The 19,310-nt window shown below is 37.8% G+C and carries 17 protein-coding genes; 5 read left to right on the top strand and 12 right to left on the bottom strand.

What is annotated here, in order from left to right:
• Positions 1-131 precede the first annotated feature (131 nt).
• Positions 132-809: a hypothetical protein gene (locus tag GJU39_RS14535; protein ID WP_154281635.1), complete on the top strand. Its 678-nt coding sequence runs from the start codon at positions 132-134 to the stop codon at positions 807-809.
• On the opposite strand, the gene priA is transcribed toward GJU39_RS14535, so the two are convergent.
• Both priA and GJU39_RS14525 read right to left on the bottom strand, forming a co-directional pair.
• Positions 806-3,286, bottom strand: coding sequence for a replication restart helicase PriA (gene priA / locus GJU39_RS14530; RefSeq protein ID WP_154281633.1), 2,481 nt, complete (start codon positions 3,284-3,286; stop codon positions 806-808). The two genes, GJU39_RS14535 and priA, sit on opposite strands and share 4 nt — an antisense overlap.
• A complete protein-coding gene (locus tag GJU39_RS14525; RefSeq protein WP_154281631.1) occupies positions 3,286-3,672 on the bottom strand; it encodes a DUF423 domain-containing protein in 387 nt (128 codons plus the stop codon). Before GJU39_RS14525 ends, priA begins: the two co-directional genes overlap by 1 nt.
• 93 nt (positions 3,673-3,765) lie before the next feature.
• Between GJU39_RS14525 and GJU39_RS14520 the strand changes: the two genes are divergently transcribed.
• Complete coding sequence (locus GJU39_RS14520) at positions 3,766-5,334, top strand: hypothetical protein (RefSeq protein ID WP_154281630.1); 1,569 nt, start codon at positions 3,766-3,768, stop codon at positions 5,332-5,334.
• 29 nt (positions 5,335-5,363) lie between these two features.
• The gene (locus GJU39_RS14515; RefSeq protein ID WP_154281628.1) at positions 5,364-6,770 is read left to right on the top strand and encodes a DUF5723 family protein; all 1,407 of its coding nucleotides are present in this window, start codon (positions 5,364-5,366) and stop codon (positions 6,768-6,770) included.
• Here the strand turns inward: GJU39_RS14515 and tsaB are convergent, their stop codons facing one another.
• From tsaB to GJU39_RS14480, 7 genes are all read right to left on the bottom strand, one after another.
• On the bottom strand, positions 6,771-7,457 hold the full coding sequence (tsaB, locus tag GJU39_RS14510; protein ID WP_154281626.1) for a tRNA (adenosine(37)-N6)-threonylcarbamoyltransferase complex dimerization subunit type 1 TsaB: 687 nt from the start codon (positions 7,455-7,457) through the stop codon (positions 6,771-6,773).
• Between the two features lie 56 nt (positions 7,458-7,513).
• Positions 7,514-7,744, bottom strand: coding sequence for a membrane protein insertion efficiency factor YidD (gene yidD, locus GJU39_RS14505; protein ID WP_154281624.1), 231 nt, complete (start codon positions 7,742-7,744; stop codon positions 7,514-7,516).
• A complete protein-coding gene (locus GJU39_RS14500) occupies positions 7,728-8,126 on the bottom strand; it encodes a ribonuclease P protein component (RefSeq protein ID WP_154281623.1) in 399 nt (132 codons plus the stop codon). Before GJU39_RS14500 ends, yidD begins: the two co-directional genes overlap by 17 nt.
• A gap of 65 nt (positions 8,127-8,191) precedes the next feature.
• Positions 8,192-8,350, bottom strand: a complete 159-nt coding sequence (gene rpmH, locus GJU39_RS14495; RefSeq protein WP_010601723.1) for a 50S ribosomal protein L34 — start codon at positions 8,348-8,350, stop codon at positions 8,192-8,194.
• Positions 8,351-8,589: 239 nt separating this feature from the next.
• On the bottom strand, positions 8,590-9,324 hold the full coding sequence (locus GJU39_RS14490; RefSeq protein ID WP_154281621.1) for a LytR/AlgR family response regulator transcription factor: 735 nt from the start codon (positions 9,322-9,324) through the stop codon (positions 8,590-8,592).
• On the bottom strand, positions 9,302-10,363 hold the full coding sequence (locus GJU39_RS14485) for a sensor histidine kinase (protein ID WP_154281620.1): 1,062 nt from the start codon (positions 10,361-10,363) through the stop codon (positions 9,302-9,304). The genes GJU39_RS14490 and GJU39_RS14485 overlap by 23 nt, the downstream gene beginning before the upstream one ends.
• Before the next feature lie 85 nt (positions 10,364-10,448).
• Complete coding sequence (locus GJU39_RS14480; RefSeq protein WP_154281618.1) at positions 10,449-11,228, bottom strand: LiaF transmembrane domain-containing protein; 780 nt, start codon at positions 11,226-11,228, stop codon at positions 10,449-10,451.
• A 131-nt stretch (positions 11,229-11,359) separates the two neighbouring features.
• Here GJU39_RS14480 and GJU39_RS14475 point away from each other — a divergent pair, with 131 nt between their 5' ends.
• A complete protein-coding gene (locus tag GJU39_RS14475) occupies positions 11,360-12,232 on the top strand; it encodes a ChaN family lipoprotein (RefSeq protein ID WP_154281617.1) in 873 nt (290 codons plus the stop codon).
• Positions 12,233-12,326: 94 nt separating this feature from the next.
• On the opposite strand, the gene mscL is transcribed toward GJU39_RS14475, so the two are convergent.
• Positions 12,327-12,716, bottom strand: coding sequence for a large-conductance mechanosensitive channel protein MscL (gene mscL, locus GJU39_RS14470; RefSeq protein ID WP_154281616.1), 390 nt, complete (start codon positions 12,714-12,716; stop codon positions 12,327-12,329).
• A 155-nt stretch (positions 12,717-12,871) separates the two neighbouring features.
• Here mscL and rpoN point away from each other — a divergent pair, with 155 nt between their 5' ends.
• Positions 12,872-14,344, top strand: coding sequence for an RNA polymerase factor sigma-54 (gene rpoN / locus GJU39_RS14465; protein WP_154281615.1), 1,473 nt, complete (start codon positions 12,872-12,874; stop codon positions 14,342-14,344).
• Positions 14,345-14,602: 258 nt separating this feature from the next.
• Here rpoN and GJU39_RS14460 read toward each other — a convergent pair whose 3' ends face one another.
• Positions 14,603-15,613 carry a PorP/SprF family type IX secretion system membrane protein gene (locus tag GJU39_RS14460; protein ID WP_154281614.1) on the bottom strand — a complete coding sequence of 337 codons (1,011 nt, stop codon included), beginning with the start codon at positions 15,611-15,613 and terminating at the stop codon, positions 14,603-14,605.
• A gap of 4 nt (positions 15,614-15,617) precedes the next feature.
• A complete protein-coding gene (locus tag GJU39_RS14455; protein WP_154281613.1) occupies positions 15,618-19,145 on the bottom strand; it encodes a PKD domain-containing protein in 3,528 nt (1,175 codons plus the stop codon).
• Positions 19,146-19,310 lie beyond the last annotated feature (165 nt).

The following is a 19,310-nucleotide window of genomic DNA, read 5'->3' as shown; positions in this document are numbered from 1 at the left end:
TAACTTAAGTTGCAGAATATCAAAAGCAAAATATGCTATTTATAAAGTTTGGGTTAATCATAATACTGAAGTGAGGAATTATTTCTACTTTTGGAATCAATAATTTTCAAAGAAAATTACTACCATTACCTATGAAGAAAATCTTACTAAGTCTGTTCACACTGTGTATATCTTTAACGTCGTTTGCTCAAACCGGAGCCGATTATAATTACACTATAGGTTTTCGTGCTTTTAGTATTATGCAGTTGCCAAAAATATTGAACCAAACCAACACTCAGGATTACACTAAAGCATTCGCTAACGGTGCCATGCTGAAATTTAACGATAACCAGATCAGCTATCGCATTAGCGGTGCTTATTTCAGAAATGATACCCGGTTCGACAATACTTGCGCTACCTGCGAAATAGCAGATGGAAAAGTAACTGATTACTCTTTCAAAATTGGTTTCGAAAAAAACTTCAACTACTCGAAAGTTCAGCCTTATTTTGGTTTTGATTTGGGCTATCGGTCTAACCGATTCACCGGTACAATTGCGCAACGCAACCCGGCGGCCAGTAATGTGGTACAAACGGCTGATGCCAGCAAAAATGGCCTGGTGCTTACACCATTGATTGGTTTGAAAGTGAATATTATTCCGCAATTGAACTTTTATGCGGAGAGTAATCTTGATTTCTACTATTCTTACGAAAAACAAGACATCACCGAAACTGGTGGTGTAGCCAGAACAGTAACCACATACAAAAAATGGGAGTTTTTGCTTAATCCAATTTCAGCTGGATTACAATTCAGTTTAAACGGAAAAAATTAATATGGATCTACGTCAATCTGCATAAACACACCCTTAAACTCTTTAGTTGCATTGAACTGCGTAAGGGTCTCACGCAAAGCATCTTTAACTTTCTGTATAGCGGTGTGTTTATCTGCTTTGATGATGATCTGTTTGATATAAAGATTGCGCACCCTGCTCACCAATGGCTGCTCCGGTCCAAGTACCCTCTTCCCGAATTTAGCCTTTAAAATATTGGCTAATGTCAGCGCGGCATGGTCTAATACGTGAGAATCCTTGTGTTTGATATAAAGGAATATCATCCGCGAAAATGGTGGATACAGAAACTTTTCCCGTTCCGCAATCTCATCATTATACATGCCTTCGTAATCATTTTCCACCACTTGTTTAATGATGCGGTTTCCGGCGTCGTAAGTTTGAATACATACGCTACCCTGATTTGCCCTTCTTCCTGCCCTGCCCGCAACCTGAGCCAATAATTGGTAACTTCTTTCGTAAGCCCTGAAATCCGGATAGCCCAAAAGCGTATCCGCATTGATTACGCCAATCAGGTTTAAATTATCAAAATCCAATCCTTTGGCAACCATTTGTGTACCAATCAGAATGTCGGTTTTCTTTTCCTGAAAATCATTTAAGATTTGCTGCAAGCCATTTTTCGTTCTCGTACTATCCATATCCAGGCGGGCAATAGAAACCTCCGGATAGAGCAATTTCAACTCCTCTTCAATGCGTTCCGTACCAAAACCCTTTTGTTCTACATGCACGGAACCACATGCCGGACAAATATTTACACTGCTTTGCTGATAGCCACAATAATGACAATGCAGTTTCCCGCTGCTTTTATGATAAGTTAAACTAACGTCACAGTTCACACATTTGGGCGTATATCCACAGGTTGCACAGATCAGAATAGTGGCATATCCACGTCTGTTTTGGAAAAGTACAATTTGCTCTTTTTTAGAAAGTGCGAGGTCAATATCTTTAATCAGCACACTGGAGAAATAAGAAATCATTGTTTTCTTTTTCGTCTCTTCGGAAATGCTAACAACTTGTTGATTAGGCAATTGCACACCACCAAATCGTTCTTTCATTTCTACAAGGCCATACTTACCTTGCAGGGCATTATAATAACTTTCTAACGATGGCGTGGCCGATCCTAAAATTACTTTTGCCTGGTGAAGATGCGCTAAGTAAATGGAAGCGTCGCGGGCCTGATACCTCGGTGCCGGATCATATTGCTTGTAAGAAGGCTCATGCTCTTCATCCACAACAATTAGTTTTAGATTTTGAAAGGGAAGAAAGACTGCCGAACGAGCGCCTAAAATCACTTTAAAATCACCTGTCCTTACCTTATTCCAGATTTCTACCCTTTCGCTGTTGTTAAATTTTGAATGGTATACGCCAATTGCATTTCCAAAATAGCGTTTAATCCGCTCCACAATTTGGGTTGTCAATGCAATTTCAGGCAATAGAAACAATACCTGACCATCGGTATTCTGAATGATTTCTTCAATTAATTTAATGTATACCTGAGTTTTGCCAGATGCGGTAACGCCATGTAGCAATACTACCTCTCTCTCTTTAAAATGGTCGTTAATTTTCGCTAGTGCCCTTTCCTGATGGTCATTAAGTTTGAAATTAACGCTAAACTCTTCATCATTAGCCGCTAAACGACTCACCGGACGTTTCGTTACGACGAAAATATCCTTATCAGTAAGCGCTTTTAGCGCCGCAGGACCACAATTACTTTCTTCTAATAATTGTTCTTTTGCAATTGGCAAATTTGATTTTTGAAGCTTCAAATAAGCCAGCAAGGCATCCAATTGTTTTGGGGCACGTTCTAAAACAGTAAAAAGCTGCTTTAAATTCTCCTGATCTTTATAAAAATCATTTAACAGGATGAAGGATTTTAATAGTGGCTTATATTTTTGAACAACCTCTTCGGCTACTAAAATTAAATCTTTTTCTAATAAATTATTAATAATGGGATAAATTGTTTTCTGCCCCAAAAGCTTGGAAACATCATTAACAGTTAGTTTTTCCTGTTTTTTAAGGGTAGAAATAATAATCTCCTCTTTTTCAGTAAGCACGATCTCATCGCTGAAATCTTCCCTAAGCATCAGAATCGTTTCACTCGCCAGTTTTAAGCTGGCTGGCAGCGCAGCCGTCATTACGTCACCTTCATTACACATGTAATAATTGGTCATCCAGGTCCAGAATTTAAGCTGCATTGGCGTTACAACTGGCTCGGAATCGATAATATCAATAATATATTTCGCCTCATAAGCGGTTGGTGGATTTTTGGAAATGCCACTAATCAACGCCGCATAAATTTTATGTTTTCCAAACTGAACTACTACCCTTTTGCCAATCGCTACCTGATCATTTAAATCAAAAGGGATTCGGTAAGTGTAGTTCTTGGCCAAAGATAAAGGCAAGATCACTTCTACAAAAAGTGTTTCTCTCTCTGCAAAAAAATCATTCTCAAAAGTTTCCATTATTTATCTTTAAATGCAGCAAAAAACAGCATGATCCAACCTAAAACAAACAATAATCCGCCGATTGGCGTTAAGGGACCGATTAAATTTACAAAATTTAAATGTAAAATACTGCGGGTGGCTAATAAATAAAGCGAACCCGAAAAAAGAATAATACCAAATGTGAAGCAGAAGTAAGCAATATTAATCAGCTTGTTTCTGTAGCGGGCAAAGGTTGACAAATATAAAAGGGCGAAAACATGATAAAACTGATAATCAACGCCTTTCTGCCAAATCTCAAGTGAAGGTCCATCAACCAATGCCTTTAGGGCATGTGCGCCGAACGCGCCTAATAAAACAGCAACAAATCCGAAAAAAGACGCAGTAAGTATTATTCGTTTATTCATATGTACATTTTGCCCGAAGCAATCGCTAAATTAATAAATTGACAAAGAACTTCGCTCTAATCAATGTAATAAATTAAATTTGTTGCACAGCAGATGAGAAAAATCATAATTTTAATAAGCGTTTTATTATTAGGCGTAGCATTAATGTCCTATTTATACTTTTCTAAACTGGGGGTTGAAAACGATACGAAAGACCTTGCTCTTCAGTCAGCAACCAATAATGCCGCTTTGCTATTTTCATTCCGGAACGATAAAGGTTTTTATGAAATCATTGAAGGTCAAAACTTGCTGCAGCAAGCCATTGGAAAAGAAAAAACTGATTTATTGAGACAACTCAAAGAAAAATTCATTAATCATAAAACCGTTAATAACCTGATCCAGGACCAGGAAATTTACCTAAGCTTACTACCTGACAGCAATAAAACACTCAATTTTTTAATTACTGTTCAGGTTAAACCGGATCAGACTGCGCTGAACTTTCAAAACAAACTTAAACCATTCCTCACGCCGGTACCGAAGGAAAAAAATATTTATCTTGCAAAGGTAGATGACAGCCTAAACCTATTTGTGGGCGTTCAACACCAGGTATTAACTTTATCAACTTCACTTAAACTGATAAAAGATGCCGGGGTCAGGCTAAAAGAAAATCCCTTTACAGCTTATATTAAGGAAGCAAGACTTCAGAATAAAAACATCCTGGCACAATTGTATATTAATTTTAATCAGGTGCCGCCCTTACTTAAGAATATTCTTTCGGGAAATATTACGGGCGAACTTGCAGTGTTTAATGCACAAAATAGTTTTGCTACACTGAATTATAATTTTAGCAGGGAAAAGATTTTATTTAACGGCAATACCGAACTTAAGGCAGCAGATAATTATTTGAAACTCTTCGAAAATATACCGGTTCAAAAAACAGAAATCCAAAATGTTTTACCAGATCAGACCGCCAACTATACGCTTTACGCATTCGATAATTATCAATCTTGGCATAAAAAATTAATGAGCTGGCAAGCGCAAAAGAATTTAACGGATAAAACAAGTTCATTAATTAAACGGATTAAAAGTGACTACCGGACAGATCTAAATGCCATCTTTCCAGTCTATTTAAAAAATCAATTCGTAACTTTCCAGTTAAACACAGGAGAAAAGCTGGCAGCAATCTCATTGAGTAATGGTGAAAAAGTGAAGCAACTTCTTTTTGATGTAAGTGAAGATTATAATGATGAAATTAAACACTTTAAGTCTCCTGATATCCTCTTTTCTTACCTGGGTGAACCGCTAAAGAATTTTGCAAGACCGTATTATACCATTATTGATAACTATCTGATTACTGCGAATAATGCCAGTACCATCCAGTCATTTTTAAGTCGTTATCGCAACAATAAATTACTGGTTCAGGAGCCTGAATATATTGATGCCCTGAACCAGCTTCCAAGCACTTCCAATATCGGATATTATATTAATTTAAAACGCTCAAATAACATTTTCAGAAGTCAGATGCTATCCCGATATTACAAACATTTGCAAGAAAACAATGGCCTGAAATCTTTTGATACTTTTTACTATCAAATGAGCGCCGATCAAAACAAATTTATCACTAACATGCTTCTAAACAAATATTTAAAGCAGGAAGTACCAGATTCATCAGGCAACCGTTAAATAGGAAACAGGGCAGAAAACTAAACTAAATGAAGAAACTTTTACTTACCGTATTCTTATTGAGTAGCGGCTATTTTGCGAAGGCGCAGCAATATGCCATGTTTGGAACCAGAACCATGTTCGATGCCTTTGAAAATGTTTCTCAAAAGTCCTTCACGCTGGATTCTTCCCGTAAATTTTCGTCTAATTTCTTTCTTCCAAACTTCGGTGCTAATGCAGCAAATATCGGAGAGTCTGAATATGCCATAAGAAAATTAACTCAGGAAGGTGTAAACGACACCCGAAGACTTACGCTTGGAACAGGCGCAATCAACCATTTCTTTTTAAACAGCAATGTATATGTGGCTACAGTACGCATGTTCAAATCTTATAAATATCAAAAAGAGGTGGGGCTGGCCTGGCAGGTCAGGGTAGATTCTCATATCGATTACACCAATGAAACACTAGCGATTTTTGATAATTTAGACCGATTATCCCAGGTTGAACAGACCAATGGAATATTAAACAATAAAGGATATCAGCAGTCTTATCACCAGTTTAGCTTTACCTATAGGGAAAACTATAACAAGCGGCTTGCTTTCGGCATCAAGGCAAGTTTACTTAGTGGAATTCTATATAATAACCTAAATATTGTAAAGTCAAACCTTTATATTGAACCAGACGGTAGCCAAATGCTGCTTGGTGTAAATGGTACATATCAGGCTAATTTCACAGATACGGAAGAAATTGGTAAAAGATCTTTTCTCCCAACCTTCAAAAATCCTGGCTTGTCGCTAAGTCTTGGCACCAACTATACTACAAAGAATGGTATATTTATAATGGCAAATGTGAAGGACCTGGGGTTTATCTGGTGGCGAAGCGGAACTCAGGAGAATATCATTAGAGACCCTGCAAAAGTCATTATCTTAAATGACGAATCCGTCAACATCAACCAAAGCATCAGAGATATTTTCCTGGCTGGCCAAAATGGCAAATTCGTTGCACCCACAAATGCTAAAATAGATACCTATGTTTCCAGACAGTTTGGCTTTTATAAACCGGCTTTAGTGGCCTCAAAGAACCTCTTTTACAAAGGCGGAGATGTAGCATTAGTCAACACGTTTATCTACAGAAACCTGGCTGCAAGCGTAACACCGCTTTACAATTTTAACAACATTTTCATGGTTGGTTTACAAGGAAAATATCAGACCCCAAACTTCGAAATATTTGGTGGTACAGACAATATGTTTTCGAGTATCAGCTATGCAAGAGGGCTTTACAGCAGCACCGCTGATGCAGGAAGTGGCCCGAATGGTGCATCATTTTATATGGGAATCGGGATTAAGTTTGGAAATGTTGTTAACCATCCCCAGTTTAGCGATACCATGCCCGGGATTAATGATCAACAGGAAGGAAGTTTCTTCAAAAACCTGTTCTCTATCTTTAAAAGGAAGTAATCAGACTTTCTTTTTGGGTTGAGTAACCACGAAATCTTTTAAGTAAAAAGGCTCGAAATAAGCAACATCCTCGAAATTCCCATGATTGAATGCCAGGTTTGCTAATGCAGACATGTAAGGCGCAGCATTGAAATTCTGATTGCTGAAATCTGCATTTGGGTGATTAAGGGTTTCTGCACATTTTGCTGCGCCATCCCCTAAAAAGGTGATTCTATTTTGTGATAGTAAATTAGCGAAGCTGGTTTCATCAATAATCTTGGCAGATGTTGGCTCGATAATTTCTAGTGATGAATTAAAAACTGAGGTATAAACCTCCATCCTTCTGGCATCAATCATCGGACAAATCAAACCCCTGTATGCCGGGTTTTCAATTTGAAATCCAGCCGACATCATCTTCAATGTTTCAATAGCTATTAACGGCTTTTCTAATGCATAACATAAGCCTTTAGCGGTAGAAACACCAATTCTTAACCCTGTGTAAGATCCAGGTCCTTTGCTTACCGCTACCGCATCTATTTCAGGATAGGTTAGCCCAGCAGCTTTCATTACTTCTTCAATAAAAAGCGTAACATTACTGGCATGAATATTCTGACCACTCTCCTCTTTCACAGCAACAGTGTTTCCATCAATTGATAAAGCAACAGAACAAACCTGCGTAGCAGTTTCTATTTGAAGTATTTTAGCCATGATGCAAAGGTAAAAAAGGTAGAAGGTTTTTAGGTAGAAGGTTTAATATTTTTTAGCTAAGGCACGGGATCGTGTCCATGTTTACCCCAGGGATGGCAGCGACCAATCCGCTTCAAAGCCATCCAGCCCCCTTTGAACGGACCATATTTACGAATGGCTTCAATTCCATATTGCGAACACGTGGGCGTAAACCTGCAGTTGGCACCCAGCATTGGAGAAATGGCATATTGATAAATCCTGATCAAACCTAAAAAAAACCAACCGAAAAACTTATTGATGAATTTCATTGGGCTGAATTAAGGTTTGGAAACGCTTAAAAGTAGCGACTAATTTCTTTTGGATGAAGCTGAATTCGTATTTCTTTTTTCCTACAAACTGGATAGAGAAAAGTAAAAAACCGCTACCGGTTCCTAGCTGATTATAAAATTCTTCTTGTTTGTTTAAACGGTAAGCTTCGCGAATGCGACGCTTAAGCAGATTACGATCTACTGCTCGCTTATATCGTTTCTTTGGAACATTGATTACTACCTGAGCCGGAACGCTGGCAGATTCATCAATAAAAAGATAAGAAATGCGAAATGGGTATAATAAAAAAGAAGAACCGTTTTTGAACAGCAGATCTAAATGTTTTCTGCTGCATAACCGTTCTTCTTTTCTGAATGTGTACATATATTTTTGATTGATAATTGCAGATTTTGCTCTGCCGATTCCGATTCCGGAAAAGCAATCAAAAATTATGCTTTATGCTTGCGTTCGTCAGAAACTGTTAATCTTTTTCTTCCTTTAGCACGACGTGATGCTAATACTCGTCTGCCGTTAGCTGTTGCCATTCTTTCGCGGAAGCCGTGTTTGTTTCTTCTCTTTCTTTGCGAAGGTTGGTATGTTCTTTTCATGACTGTATATTATCTTATTAATTTCAAAATTAAGAGGTGCAAATATAAAGTGATTTCTCTACAAATGCAAGAGTGTTTACTTTTTATTTTTTATTAGCATGCAAATATACTAATTCTGCTTAAAATCGGGAATAATCACTTCAATTTCTCCTGTTTAAAAACCAATTCATTTGAGATTTCAGATATAGATTCGTAGTATGATCAATTTTATTAAACAAATAAAAAGCTTGTGAGATCTTTTATAGGCCCAATGCAACTTTTAGTTTGAGGTAACCAGTTTTGCTTACCGGCAACCAGATATCTGATTTTAATAACACCACGTAGCTATCTTTTTCTTTCAATTCAATCTTGGTTACCTGGGCCAGATTGATAATATAAGAACGGTGGATCCGGATAAATTGAGTCGAATCTAAAGTCTGCTCAAAATAGGCCATCGTTTTATTCTTATGGAAAATACCATCCACCGTATTCAACTTTACATAATCATCATCAGCCTCGAGGTAGTTGATATCTGCTGTTGGAATAATTTTAATTACACCATCTTTTTTTACCACTACCCTATTATTTTGCGCCGGACTTAATGCCGCCGCATCCAATACAGCTTCAGTGTTGCCCTGCTGATTTAATCTTCCAGGCAGTTTTTTGATTGCGGCGTCGAATCTGGATTTATCAATAGGCTTCAGTAGATAATCTACAGCGTTTACCTCGAAAGCCTTGATGGCGTATTCATCAAAAGCAGTCGTAAAAATCACAGCAGGCTGATCATCCACTAGTTCCAGCATTTCAAAGCCACTTATTTTAGGCATTTGAATATCGAGAAAAATAAGGTCGGGTTTGTGTAGCGTAATGGCTTTTAATCCCTCAAAACCATCACAACACTCGGCAACAACTTCTATTTCAGGATAATCGTTCAGGTAAAATTTAACAATATCTCTGGCTAAAGGTTCATCATCAATGAGAATCGTTCTGATCATTTTTTTGTGGGATTTTTAAGGTCGTAATATATAAATTATTTGCCTCAATTTCTGTTTGTAACAAGTGCGGATTGGCAAACAACAGGTAAAGCCGCCGTTTTATCGCCCCCAATCCAAAACCTGTTCCACCGGCCGCTTTCATTTCCGGATCGAAAGGATTTTCTACCCTCAATAACAGGAGATTATGCTCATAGGTTACATCAACTTTGATGGTAATCCCTGCAGATGTATTATAAAGGCCAAATTTTATGGCGTTTTCTACTATTGGCTGGAGCAAAGTACCAGGCAAACAGAGCTTCAGCGTTTCTTCTGCCACATTTACCTCAATATTTAACCTGTGGCTAAACCGTACTTTCTCAATATCCAGATAAAGCTGAATATATTCCATCTCCTCTTCCACCGTAACCCATAATTCATCATCGCGCTTTAGCGTACCGCGTAAAAAAGAAGCCAGTTTGGTAATCATTACGCCTGCTTCTTTCGGGTTAATCATGGTCAGCGCAAACACAGAGTTCAAACTATTAAAGAGAAAATGTGGCTGTAGCTGGTGCCTTAACTTGTTTAACTCCGCTTCTTTAGCTAAACCTTTTGCGGCAGAAAGTCGTTCATGCGTTTCGGTTTGTTCTTCCAGCCTATACCATAATATATTGGCTAGTGCACACCATCCAAGGCACATAAAGGAAATGAGCCCCCTGAATGCAAAAGAAAAATTATAGAAATCCTGATACTCTTTATAGTCGCCAAAAACATAGAGCATTGCATATTTGGCGATGTAGATAATTACAAATGTTAATGCGAGGGTAACGATGAGCACATATAAAATTTTCTCGTTCTTCGGCTGATAGTAGCCCAGCATATTACTGATTCCTATACATGCCGCAGCTAGCAACGCATTATTTACAAGACTATCCGTAAAGGCGATTATCCAGGAAAAATTAATTACAAAATGCAACCCTATGGCGCACAGGATTACCCATGCTACAGCGAAGCTGAGCGAGATCCTTTGTATCTGCGGGATAGAGAGTGGTCTAGTTGTCAAAGTGGTTTAGTTTAGATATAATTTGATTTTGGTTCGATTAACCATCAGTTAACTGAATTTAGTTTTAGCAAGAAATAAACTTTGGTTAAAAACTTTTAATTTCAATCCCGCCAAACATTGCAGTTCCGTTTAAAATTAAGGTTTTCTGAAATTCTCCTGGTGTAAGATGTGATCGTTTATCTTCTACACTCCCAAACATTGCGGTAACGTTTGATTTTATAGCCCAGTGATGGGGAACAATGAGTTTGATGCCACCAAAAATAGCAGTTACATCCAGACTTGCCGTTTCAGCAAAATCAGCTTGTGTCATAATGATATCCGCACCGCCAAATACGGCTGAAATATCACCCCCTTTAAAGTTTTTAGAGTAAACAGTTTGCGTGTTGCCACCAAAAATTGCCACAACATCTATAATATCATTATCAAAAGAATCTTTGTCTGCTGCTTTAAACTCAACACCCTCAACAGTGTTTGTCTGTTGGTCTTTAAACCGGTCTTTCATTTTTCTCTTTATCTTAACACCGCTGCTACCATTCGCCCTGAAAATCAGAAAGCCACCAATAATTACCAGGCCCACACCAGGTGCATATTTTGATAAATCTAAATCAAAGCCCATTCTATCTACGGTGTTATAACTTCCAATCAATACCAAAACCAGCCATCCTATACCTTTAAAATTCCGGCGAACACCAATAAAAATTCCCAGTACAATAAGCAGGCTCCAAAAGCTAAAAATCCAATTGGGAATATCAAGTCCCAAATTATCTAATAAAAAAGCCATTCCTATTATTACGATAACCAAACCACCCAGGGCCTTCCCGGAGTTTTTGATTTGATTATTCTCTTTATAATTGATATTATCCATGTGTTGCAGTATTTGAATAAGTAAAGATGTTTACAAAAAAACCGTTTATATAGGCATCCTCTATAAAAACTGGAAAAAGAGCGGTGAATAGCTGAATTTTATCGGTGAAAAATATTTACTAATTTGAGCCCATGAAATATTTCCTGCTAGCAATAGCGATGACTGTTGCCATTGGTGTAAAGGCCCAGAGCACTCCTAATCAATATAAAATTTACGATGTTAAAAAACAGAAGGAGATCTCAGTTGATGGCATTGTTACTGATATGAAAGATGCAGATGTGCTGTTTTTCGGTGAAGAGCACAATGATTCCATTGGTCATTATCTGGAAGCAGAAATCTTCAAAAAACTTAATCAGGCTTATCCTCAACACGTAGCACTAAGTATGGAAATGTTTCATACCGATATCCAGCCCGTGGTAAACGAATATTTAGCGGATGTTATTTCAGAAAAGAATTTCATAAAAGAAGGCAGAGCCTGGGAGAATTATAATGACTATAGACCTTTGGTTGAATATGCGAAAATCAATAAACTACAGGTAATTGCGGCAAATGCGGCGGCACGATATAGTAATGCAGTGACTAAAAATGGTTTGGCAACGCTGAAGAACTTTCCAAAAACATCATTAAGTTTTTTACCGCCGTTGCCAATTGACACGGCCACAGGCAGGTATCATGAAAAATTTACTGGTTTACTCGGCGGCCATGGCATGGGAACAATGAAAGTTTATCAAACACAAAATTTCTGGGATGCAACGATGGCCTGGTCCATTTCAAAGTTTACGCAGGCAAATAAAGGGATTAAAGTTTTTCATTTGAACGGCAGGTTTCACAGCGACGAAAGGCTTGGTACGCTGGCTAAACTTCAGCAATATTCACAGAAACTAAAAGTGCTGAATATATCGGCTTTCGCTGATGAAGGTTTTAATAAACCAGATTGGAGTAAGTTTTCAAATTTAGGAGACTACCTCATCATCACTGATCCAGCGGTTAAAGGCAGTAAATAAATTAATGCCAATAGCGAAAATGCCACATTGCGCTTATCGGATATTCCAACGAACGCAATATGGCTAAGTCACCTAAATAATTAAATATGCTGGACTATGCTTTTGCTTTTAGCAAATCTCTGATTTCTGCCAGAAGAATTTCCTCTTTAGTTGGAACTGGTGGTGCAGCAGGCGCAACAGCTTCTTTTTTCTTTAAGTTGTTTGCGGCTTTAATAATTAAGAACAGCACCAGCGCAACAATAATAAATGTGATTACCTGCGACAGAAAGTTACCATATTTAATTGCCGTACCGCCGATTTTGAGCTTACTTAAATCTTCAAGACCTGCAGCTTTTAGTGCCGGGCCTAATACTGCCGGGGTAATAATATCTTCTACTAACGAGCTTACAATCTTCCCGAATGCAGCCCCAATAATTACACCAACAGCTAAATCAAGAACATTTCCCTTAACTGCAAAATCTCTAAATTCTTTTACAAAGCCCATAAATAGGTTAAATTTATTTAATTACTAAAGTAACAAACATTGAACTCAATACAAACGTTTAGCGATAATTAATAAGCAAACGAAGGCATTTGGAACTAATTCCATAAAATATCTGAAAGGATTTGTTTATTTTTGTTCCCATTCTAATTTATAATATGCTAAAGCAACACTTACAACAAAAATTACTACAGAAGTTATCACCCCAACAAATTCAGTTTATAAAATTGTTGCAGGTGCCAACCGTTGCTTTAGATACCAGAATTAAAGAAGAACTTGAGGAGAATCCTGCCTTGGAAGATCCCAGTTTAATGACCCAGGAAGAGCCAAAAGGCGAATATGATGATCTAAACGACGGGCCTGAAGAGTTTGATGGGCCGACCGAAGACACCAGTATGGATGAGTTTAACGTTGATGACTACCTGCAGGATGACAGCACCAACGACTACAGCACCAATTATAACAATAGTGATGATGATGAAGAAAAAAAAGAAACTCCTATTGCGATAGAAAGTACTTTTTTCGAAAGCCTGCAGGAACAACTAGATTTAGTTCCGCTTTCAGATCAGGATTTTATTATTGGAAAGCAGATTATTGGAAGTTTGGATGATGATGGTTATTTACGTCGTCCGCTTGGTTCTATGATTGATGATCTGGCTTTCTCTCAAAATGTAATGGTAGAAAAGGAAGATGTTTTAGAGATGCTGAAGCTGATTCAAAGCTTTGATCCTCCGGGCATTGGTGCCAGAGATTTAAAAGAATGTTTGCTGATTCAGCTTAAAAGAAAAGATCCCAATAATCCAATTATTGTTAAAGCCATGAACGTGGTGGAAAACTATCTGGATGAATTTACCCGTAAACATTACGATAAATTAGAAAAAAGCCTCGGCCTGGATAGTGAAGAATTAAAAGAAGTTGTGAATGAAATTCTTCGCCTCAATCCTAAACCAGGTGATGCCAACCAGGTAACCACCAAACAGATGCAAATTATTCCGGATTTTCACATTAGCAATAATGACGGCATCCTGATTTTGACCTTAAACTCTAAAAATGCACCCGAACTGAAGGTAAGTCGCTCCTATCAGGAAATGTTTGAGCATTATGATAAGGCTTCTTCAAAAGATAAAAAGCTAAAAGAGGCCGTTCAGTTTGTGAAGCAAAAATTAGATTCTGCTAAATGGTTTATAGATGCAATTAAGCAGAGACAACAAACTTTGCTTAAAACAATGAATGCCATTATGCATTATCAGTACGAGTATTTTTTAACATCCGATGAACGCAAAATGCGTCCAATGATTCTTAAGGATATTGCAGATAAAATTGCTATGGATATTTCTACAGTATCCAGGGTTGCCAATTCAAAATATGTACAAACTGAATTTGGCACTTTTTTACTTAAATCATTCTTTTCTGAGGCCATCCAAACAGAAAATGGTGAAGAGGTATCAAATAAAGAGGTTAAAAAAATTCTTGAAGATTGTATCGGAAATGAAGATAAGCGCAAGCCTTTAGCTGATGAAAAACTGACGGAAATTCTTAAAGAGCGAGGCTATAATATCGCCAGAAGAACAGTTGCGAAATACCGTGAGCAAATGAATATTCCGGTGGCGAGACTGAGGAAAGAACTGTAGTCAGTTGGCAGTTTTAATTGGCAGTTTACAATTCAGTTATCAGTTTGCAGTTATATTAAAGAGGATAAAAGACAGTTGGCAGTTTTTAAGGGCAGTTTACAGTTCAGATCGTAAACAAAAAATTCAGTTATCAGTTTGCAGTTATATTAAAGAGGATAAAAGACAGTGGCAGTTTTTAATGGCAGTTTACAATTCAACTGAGAACTAAAAACTTTAAACTGCAGACTGCTAACTGCTAACTGCTAACTGCTAACTGAATTACCACATTCTTATATATGATGGTACCTTATAAATATTGTTGAGCAGGATTCCTAAAACAATTTCATGGCTGCCATTACTTACCTGATTCAAGTCTGAGGTAGTGAAATCATATGAATAAGTGAGGTTAACCATTTTACCTACATTAAATCCCGCCAGGACAGAAAATGAATCGTTTTTCCGATAACTTCCGCCAAGCCAAAGTTTATCTTTAAAAGCTAGTTTTACATTTAAATCAATAGAAGTTGGCGCTGGTTGTATATACTTTACCATTACTGATGGAATTACGGCAATATCTTCCTCAATAAAAAATTTATAGCCGGCAGTAGCGAAAAGATGTGGAACTTCTTTTCCCCGGTTATATTGATTATCTGCAGAAAAACTTAATTTCTGAGGTAAAATCTGTTGCGCTGAAATACCGGCAAAAAGTCTTGCGCCGTAGAGCCATAAACCCAGGCTTAAATCTGGTTTCACCTGATTAACCAATCCCCTTGATAGTGCAGGATCATAGGGCGTATCAAAGGTTAATGCATTAATATCCAAAGAAATACTGGAGATACCTGCAGCAACGCCAGCAGATAAATTGAAATTATTGCTTAGCTGGATATGATAGGCATAAGTAACATTGGCATCTAACCGCTTTAATGGCCCGGTTTTATCTAAAACTGCCGTAATGCCCATCCCATGATGCGATGGAGACGACATATAATTTTGCATATAATTCCGGTCCATCGGATTTCCGGTTTGCTCGGGAAAAGAAGTCAGCGCATTGCTCCATAATTGTTGCTCACCCAAAGCCCAGTTTGCAGAAACAAAAGATGTTTGAGGCGCATCGGCTATACCCGACCATTGCTTCCGGTAACCACCTTTAAAATCGACATAATTTTCAATTCCAGATAGTGCAGGATTTAGTAGATATTGATTAAAAATATATTGCGTGTACTGTGGCTTTTGCTGTGAAAAAGCCTTGGTTGATACCAACAAAATAAACACGAGTAGACACTTTTTCAATTGATTATCTGATTATAGTAAGCGGACCAGTAATTGTTTTTCTTTCATTCCCGGGATTTATAATATAGTAGTAAACGCCAACAGGTAGCGGCTCATTCTGGAAATTTCCATCAAACGGATTCTGATAGCCATTACTGGAGAAAACCTTATTTCCATTTCTATTAAACACTGTTACTGTTGCTTTAGGATAGCTTTCTATGTATTTAATATTCCAAACATCATTTACATTATCTCCATTCGGGGTAAAGGAATTTGGTGGTATTAGCACCTGTAATACTTTAACCAATACTTTTGTTATTGCTTCACAACCGCTTGGATTTGCGCTCACGGTTAAAGTATATTCTGTGTCTTCGTCAGGGCTCGCCATTGGATTTAAAATTTTATCGTTATTTAAAGCCAGCGCTGGACTCCATTGATAGGTTAAATTTTCACCATTTGCAACAGCAGGAAGCTTTATCTCCCCTCCCGCCAACATAAAAACTGTTGATTCAGCATTAGCATTAGGCGATTCATTAACGATAATGCTGCTTGTGATGGATGATGAACAGCCATTATTGGCCACAAAAGTATAAGTAATGTTGTGCGAACCCGCTCCCGCTAATTTGGGATTAAAAGTTCCTGTAGTACTGAGCCAGTTTCCATCACTTGAATAAACGCCACCATCACCAGCAATTCCAGAAGTTTCATGAAACTGGTTAATATTTACATTCCCATCATTCTCACAAACTGGTGCAATTGCATCAGCTGATAATATCGGTGCAGCTTTTAAAGTGATTATTTTAGAGACCTCTTTAAAACATACTATACCTGAATAAGCAATGAGTTTAATTTTAACTTCATTATCTACTGAAATATCTAAGCCATTGTAATTTAAAATAATGTCGTCGGCAGTTGGGTGCTCTATTGTAATTTTATTAGTAGGTTCATTAACCGCATTTTTATAAACCTCTATTTTTGTAATCTGACCACTAAATGCGGTAGATAAATTATTAATGATCACATCAGAGCCGTTGCAAAGCATACCTTGATTTTGAATGGCAAAATCTGCCGTTTTTACCTGCCCGTTCAGGGTAAAAGACTTCGTTGTAGCAACTTCACAACCATCCTGATTTTTTATTTTCAAGGTTACGAAGTAACCCCCGGGAGTTGAATAGGAATGATCTCCATTTATTGAAACAGCACGATTAGTGGATGATGAATTATCACCAAAACTCCACTCATAACTTAGTCCATTCGCCGTATTATCCACGTTTCTGGATTGGTTGATAAATGTTGCTACCCGATCGTCAAAACACACCGCAGGCAAAAGAAAGTCTGCTACAGGTAAGGCATTAACCGTAATGTTTTCAATGGCTGATGTTGTGGTGCATCCAACATCAGAGGTTGTGGTCAGCTTAACTGAAAATGTTCCTACCTGTGAGAACTGATGTGCAAATGGAGCTTTCGATAAACGCACTTCGGGAGTTGAACCATCACCGAAATCCCATTCCCATTTTACAATTTGTGATGAGGCCGTTAATGCACGGCTAATGGTTGATTGATCAGTAAATAAAATATCGGCATTTACACAACTGATATTACGCGATATCGTAAATGCTGCAACGGGTAAAGGATTTACATGAACCGTTTGTACTGCAGCCACGTCAGACCAACAGCCATCAACTGATTTTACAAGTAGTTTAACTGCATAATCGCCTTCTTCAGCATATTTATGTAAAGGATTTTTTTCATCTATTACTGCAGATCCATCACCAAAATCCCATGCCCAATTAGAAATGACCAGTCCATTCGGATCTGCCTTACTCGTAAAGTTCAAATCATCATTAGCACATGCTGCCATGGCATTTATCTCAAAATCAGCAATTGGTAGATTGAGAACGTTAAAAACGTAGGTAAGATTAGTATCTATGATCGTGCAGGCAGCGTTTGCAGCAGGATTTGCCTGCAGATCAATGGTATGAGTTCCACTTGTAGCATAAGCCAGTTCAAAAGGTGAATTATATACATACTGAAAAGTGCCATCAGCCAACTGCTTTTGTTCTAACAGTTCCAAATGTGACACTGGTGCTGCTCTATCTAAGCTCCAGACAATAACATTGGGCTGATAAGGTAATGTGATTTTAAACTTAGATAATACTCCAACACAACCATTTGCGCTTTCGTTATTATTGATGCTACTTACTACAGTTAAATAATTATTGGTTGCCAGATTAGTACCTGCAGAGTAAGCGTAAGATTCGGTTGCTCCGTAGCCGTAAGCAATTGCATTAAATCCATCATCTGCACTTAGTGATAGGCTGTTATCAGTAAGGGGAATTTGCGCAAAAGAGTATAGCGGGTTTCCTGTTAAAGGTGTCCAGGTAATCGAAGGGGGAGCTCCGTTAATTTTAAAGGAAGATGTTTTGTTTGTTTTAATTAGAATATTTAGAAATTTCTGACTGATCCTTTGCTTATCTGAAGAAAAAATAGTGATGTTGTTTACGATGAACTCAACAGGATTTAGCAATACCATATCCGGATCTCCGAATTCTGCTGCTCCGCCCGTGCTTGATGCACACCCTACACTATACATATATTGACTTAGCATGATATTCTTATCAGCAGTAATAAATGCCGCATTATTCATTCTTGCTGAGGAGTAGAAATCACCAGCATTTAGCAACGTTCCTACCAAAACCCCATCCAGATAGATTTTCGTATTTGGCTCTACTGCTATCGCCCGATATAGATAAGACTGCCCCGAAAAGGGAACTATTCCGTATGATTTACCTAAACTTGATATAGGATAGAGTTGTTGATAGAGTGGATCGGAACTTGTTGTTCGCGGGGAACAATCTGCAATACTGATATTAGAAGAACCCGAAAAGGCAGCAAAGCGGTTACATGATGATGCTGATGAAGGATCTACGTAAACTGAGACGCCGGTTAAATCGCTTCCACCATCAGTATATTCATAAACATCGCCTGCATTCAGTTCGGGAAGATCTATTTCCGAACCATCTTTCTTTTTAAGCTTCAATTGTGTATTATCAGAAACGGCAACTATAGCCAAATAATTTTGGCCTGGATTATTGGAATTGTCTATGCTTTGTGTAAAATTTACAGAAAAGTATTTCTGTCCTAAAGCCACAAAGGGCAAAATTAATGATGCAGCTGAACGATTTCCGGCGTAAATATGTGCATAAGCAGAAACTTTTGGTTTCCCGGGAGTAACTACGATATGTATTCCCCGATTAATTAATCTGGTATCGGTAACATCTACGTAAGAAGCTGCACGGTCTACCGGAATTTCTACCGATGTATTGGCAGGAATAAGCACTATGCCCGAAGTAAAACTACCAGAGGTAACCGTAACTTCCGTATCATATTTTGAAGTTACAAAAACATTTAAGTTGGCTTCAAATTGCCCACTCTGCACATGCGAAGGAAAAACAGCCCAAAAATCAGTTCCTTCATTAGAAACATTTTGAGAAATGGCCAGAAAAGGAATAGACAGCAATAGAATAACAGCCAGTATAAAACCTTTACTCATACGATAAATTGAGAACCGCTATGCATTTGCTGATGTATTGAAATGCAATATACTAATTATCAGACGCATCCAACACGCACAAGAAAAATTTAACAAATCTTGCCTACGAGAATATGGTTAAAGAGATTTAAATACCCACTTAAAATAAAAATTAATTAATTTTTC

The organism is Pedobacter petrophilus (assembly GCF_009674725.1).
In the GTDB taxonomy this organism is placed as follows: Bacteria; Bacteroidota; Bacteroidia; order Sphingobacteriales; family Sphingobacteriaceae; genus Pedobacter; species Pedobacter petrophilus.
This window is presented reverse-complemented; position numbering and strand designations above follow the sequence as displayed.

Excerpts from the sequence above, each read along its gene's own strand:
- GJU39_RS14535 (WP_154281635.1), top strand. The coding sequence starts at position 132 with ATGAAGAAAATCTTACTAAGTCTGTTCACACTGTGTATATCTTTAACG.
- priA (WP_154281633.1), bottom strand. The coding sequence starts at position 3,286 with ATGGAAACTTTTGAGAATGATTTTTTTGCAGAGAGAGAAACACTTTTT.
- GJU39_RS14525 (WP_154281631.1), bottom strand. The coding sequence starts at position 3,672 with ATGAATAAACGAATAATACTTACTGCGTCTTTTTTCGGATTTGTTGCT.
- GJU39_RS14520 (WP_154281630.1), top strand. The coding sequence starts at position 3,766 with ATGAGAAAAATCATAATTTTAATAAGCGTTTTATTATTAGGCGTAGCA.
- GJU39_RS14515 (WP_154281628.1), top strand. The coding sequence starts at position 5,364 with ATGAAGAAACTTTTACTTACCGTATTCTTATTGAGTAGCGGCTATTTT.
- tsaB (WP_154281626.1), bottom strand. The coding sequence starts at position 7,457 with ATGGCTAAAATACTTCAAATAGAAACTGCTACGCAGGTTTGTTCTGTT.
- yidD (WP_154281624.1), bottom strand. The coding sequence starts at position 7,744 with ATGAAATTCATCAATAAGTTTTTCGGTTGGTTTTTTTTAGGTTTGATC.
- GJU39_RS14500 (WP_154281623.1), bottom strand. The coding sequence starts at position 8,126 with ATGTACACATTCAGAAAAGAAGAACGGTTATGCAGCAGAAAACATTTA.
- rpmH (WP_010601723.1), bottom strand. The coding sequence starts at position 8,350 with ATGAAAAGAACATACCAACCTTCGCAAAGAAAGAGAAGAAACAAACAC.
- GJU39_RS14490 (WP_154281621.1), bottom strand. The coding sequence starts at position 9,324 with ATGATCAGAACGATTCTCATTGATGATGAACCTTTAGCCAGAGATATT.
- GJU39_RS14480 (WP_154281618.1), bottom strand. The coding sequence starts at position 11,228 with ATGGATAATATCAATTATAAAGAGAATAATCAAATCAAAAACTCCGGG.
- GJU39_RS14475 (WP_154281617.1), top strand. The coding sequence starts at position 11,360 with ATGAAATATTTCCTGCTAGCAATAGCGATGACTGTTGCCATTGGTGTA.
- mscL (WP_154281616.1), bottom strand. The coding sequence starts at position 12,716 with ATGGGCTTTGTAAAAGAATTTAGAGATTTTGCAGTTAAGGGAAATGTT.
- rpoN (WP_154281615.1), top strand. The coding sequence starts at position 12,872 with ATGCTAAAGCAACACTTACAACAAAAATTACTACAGAAGTTATCACCC.
- GJU39_RS14455 (WP_154281613.1), bottom strand. The coding sequence starts at position 19,145 with ATGAGTAAAGGTTTTATACTGGCTGTTATTCTATTGCTGTCTATTCCT.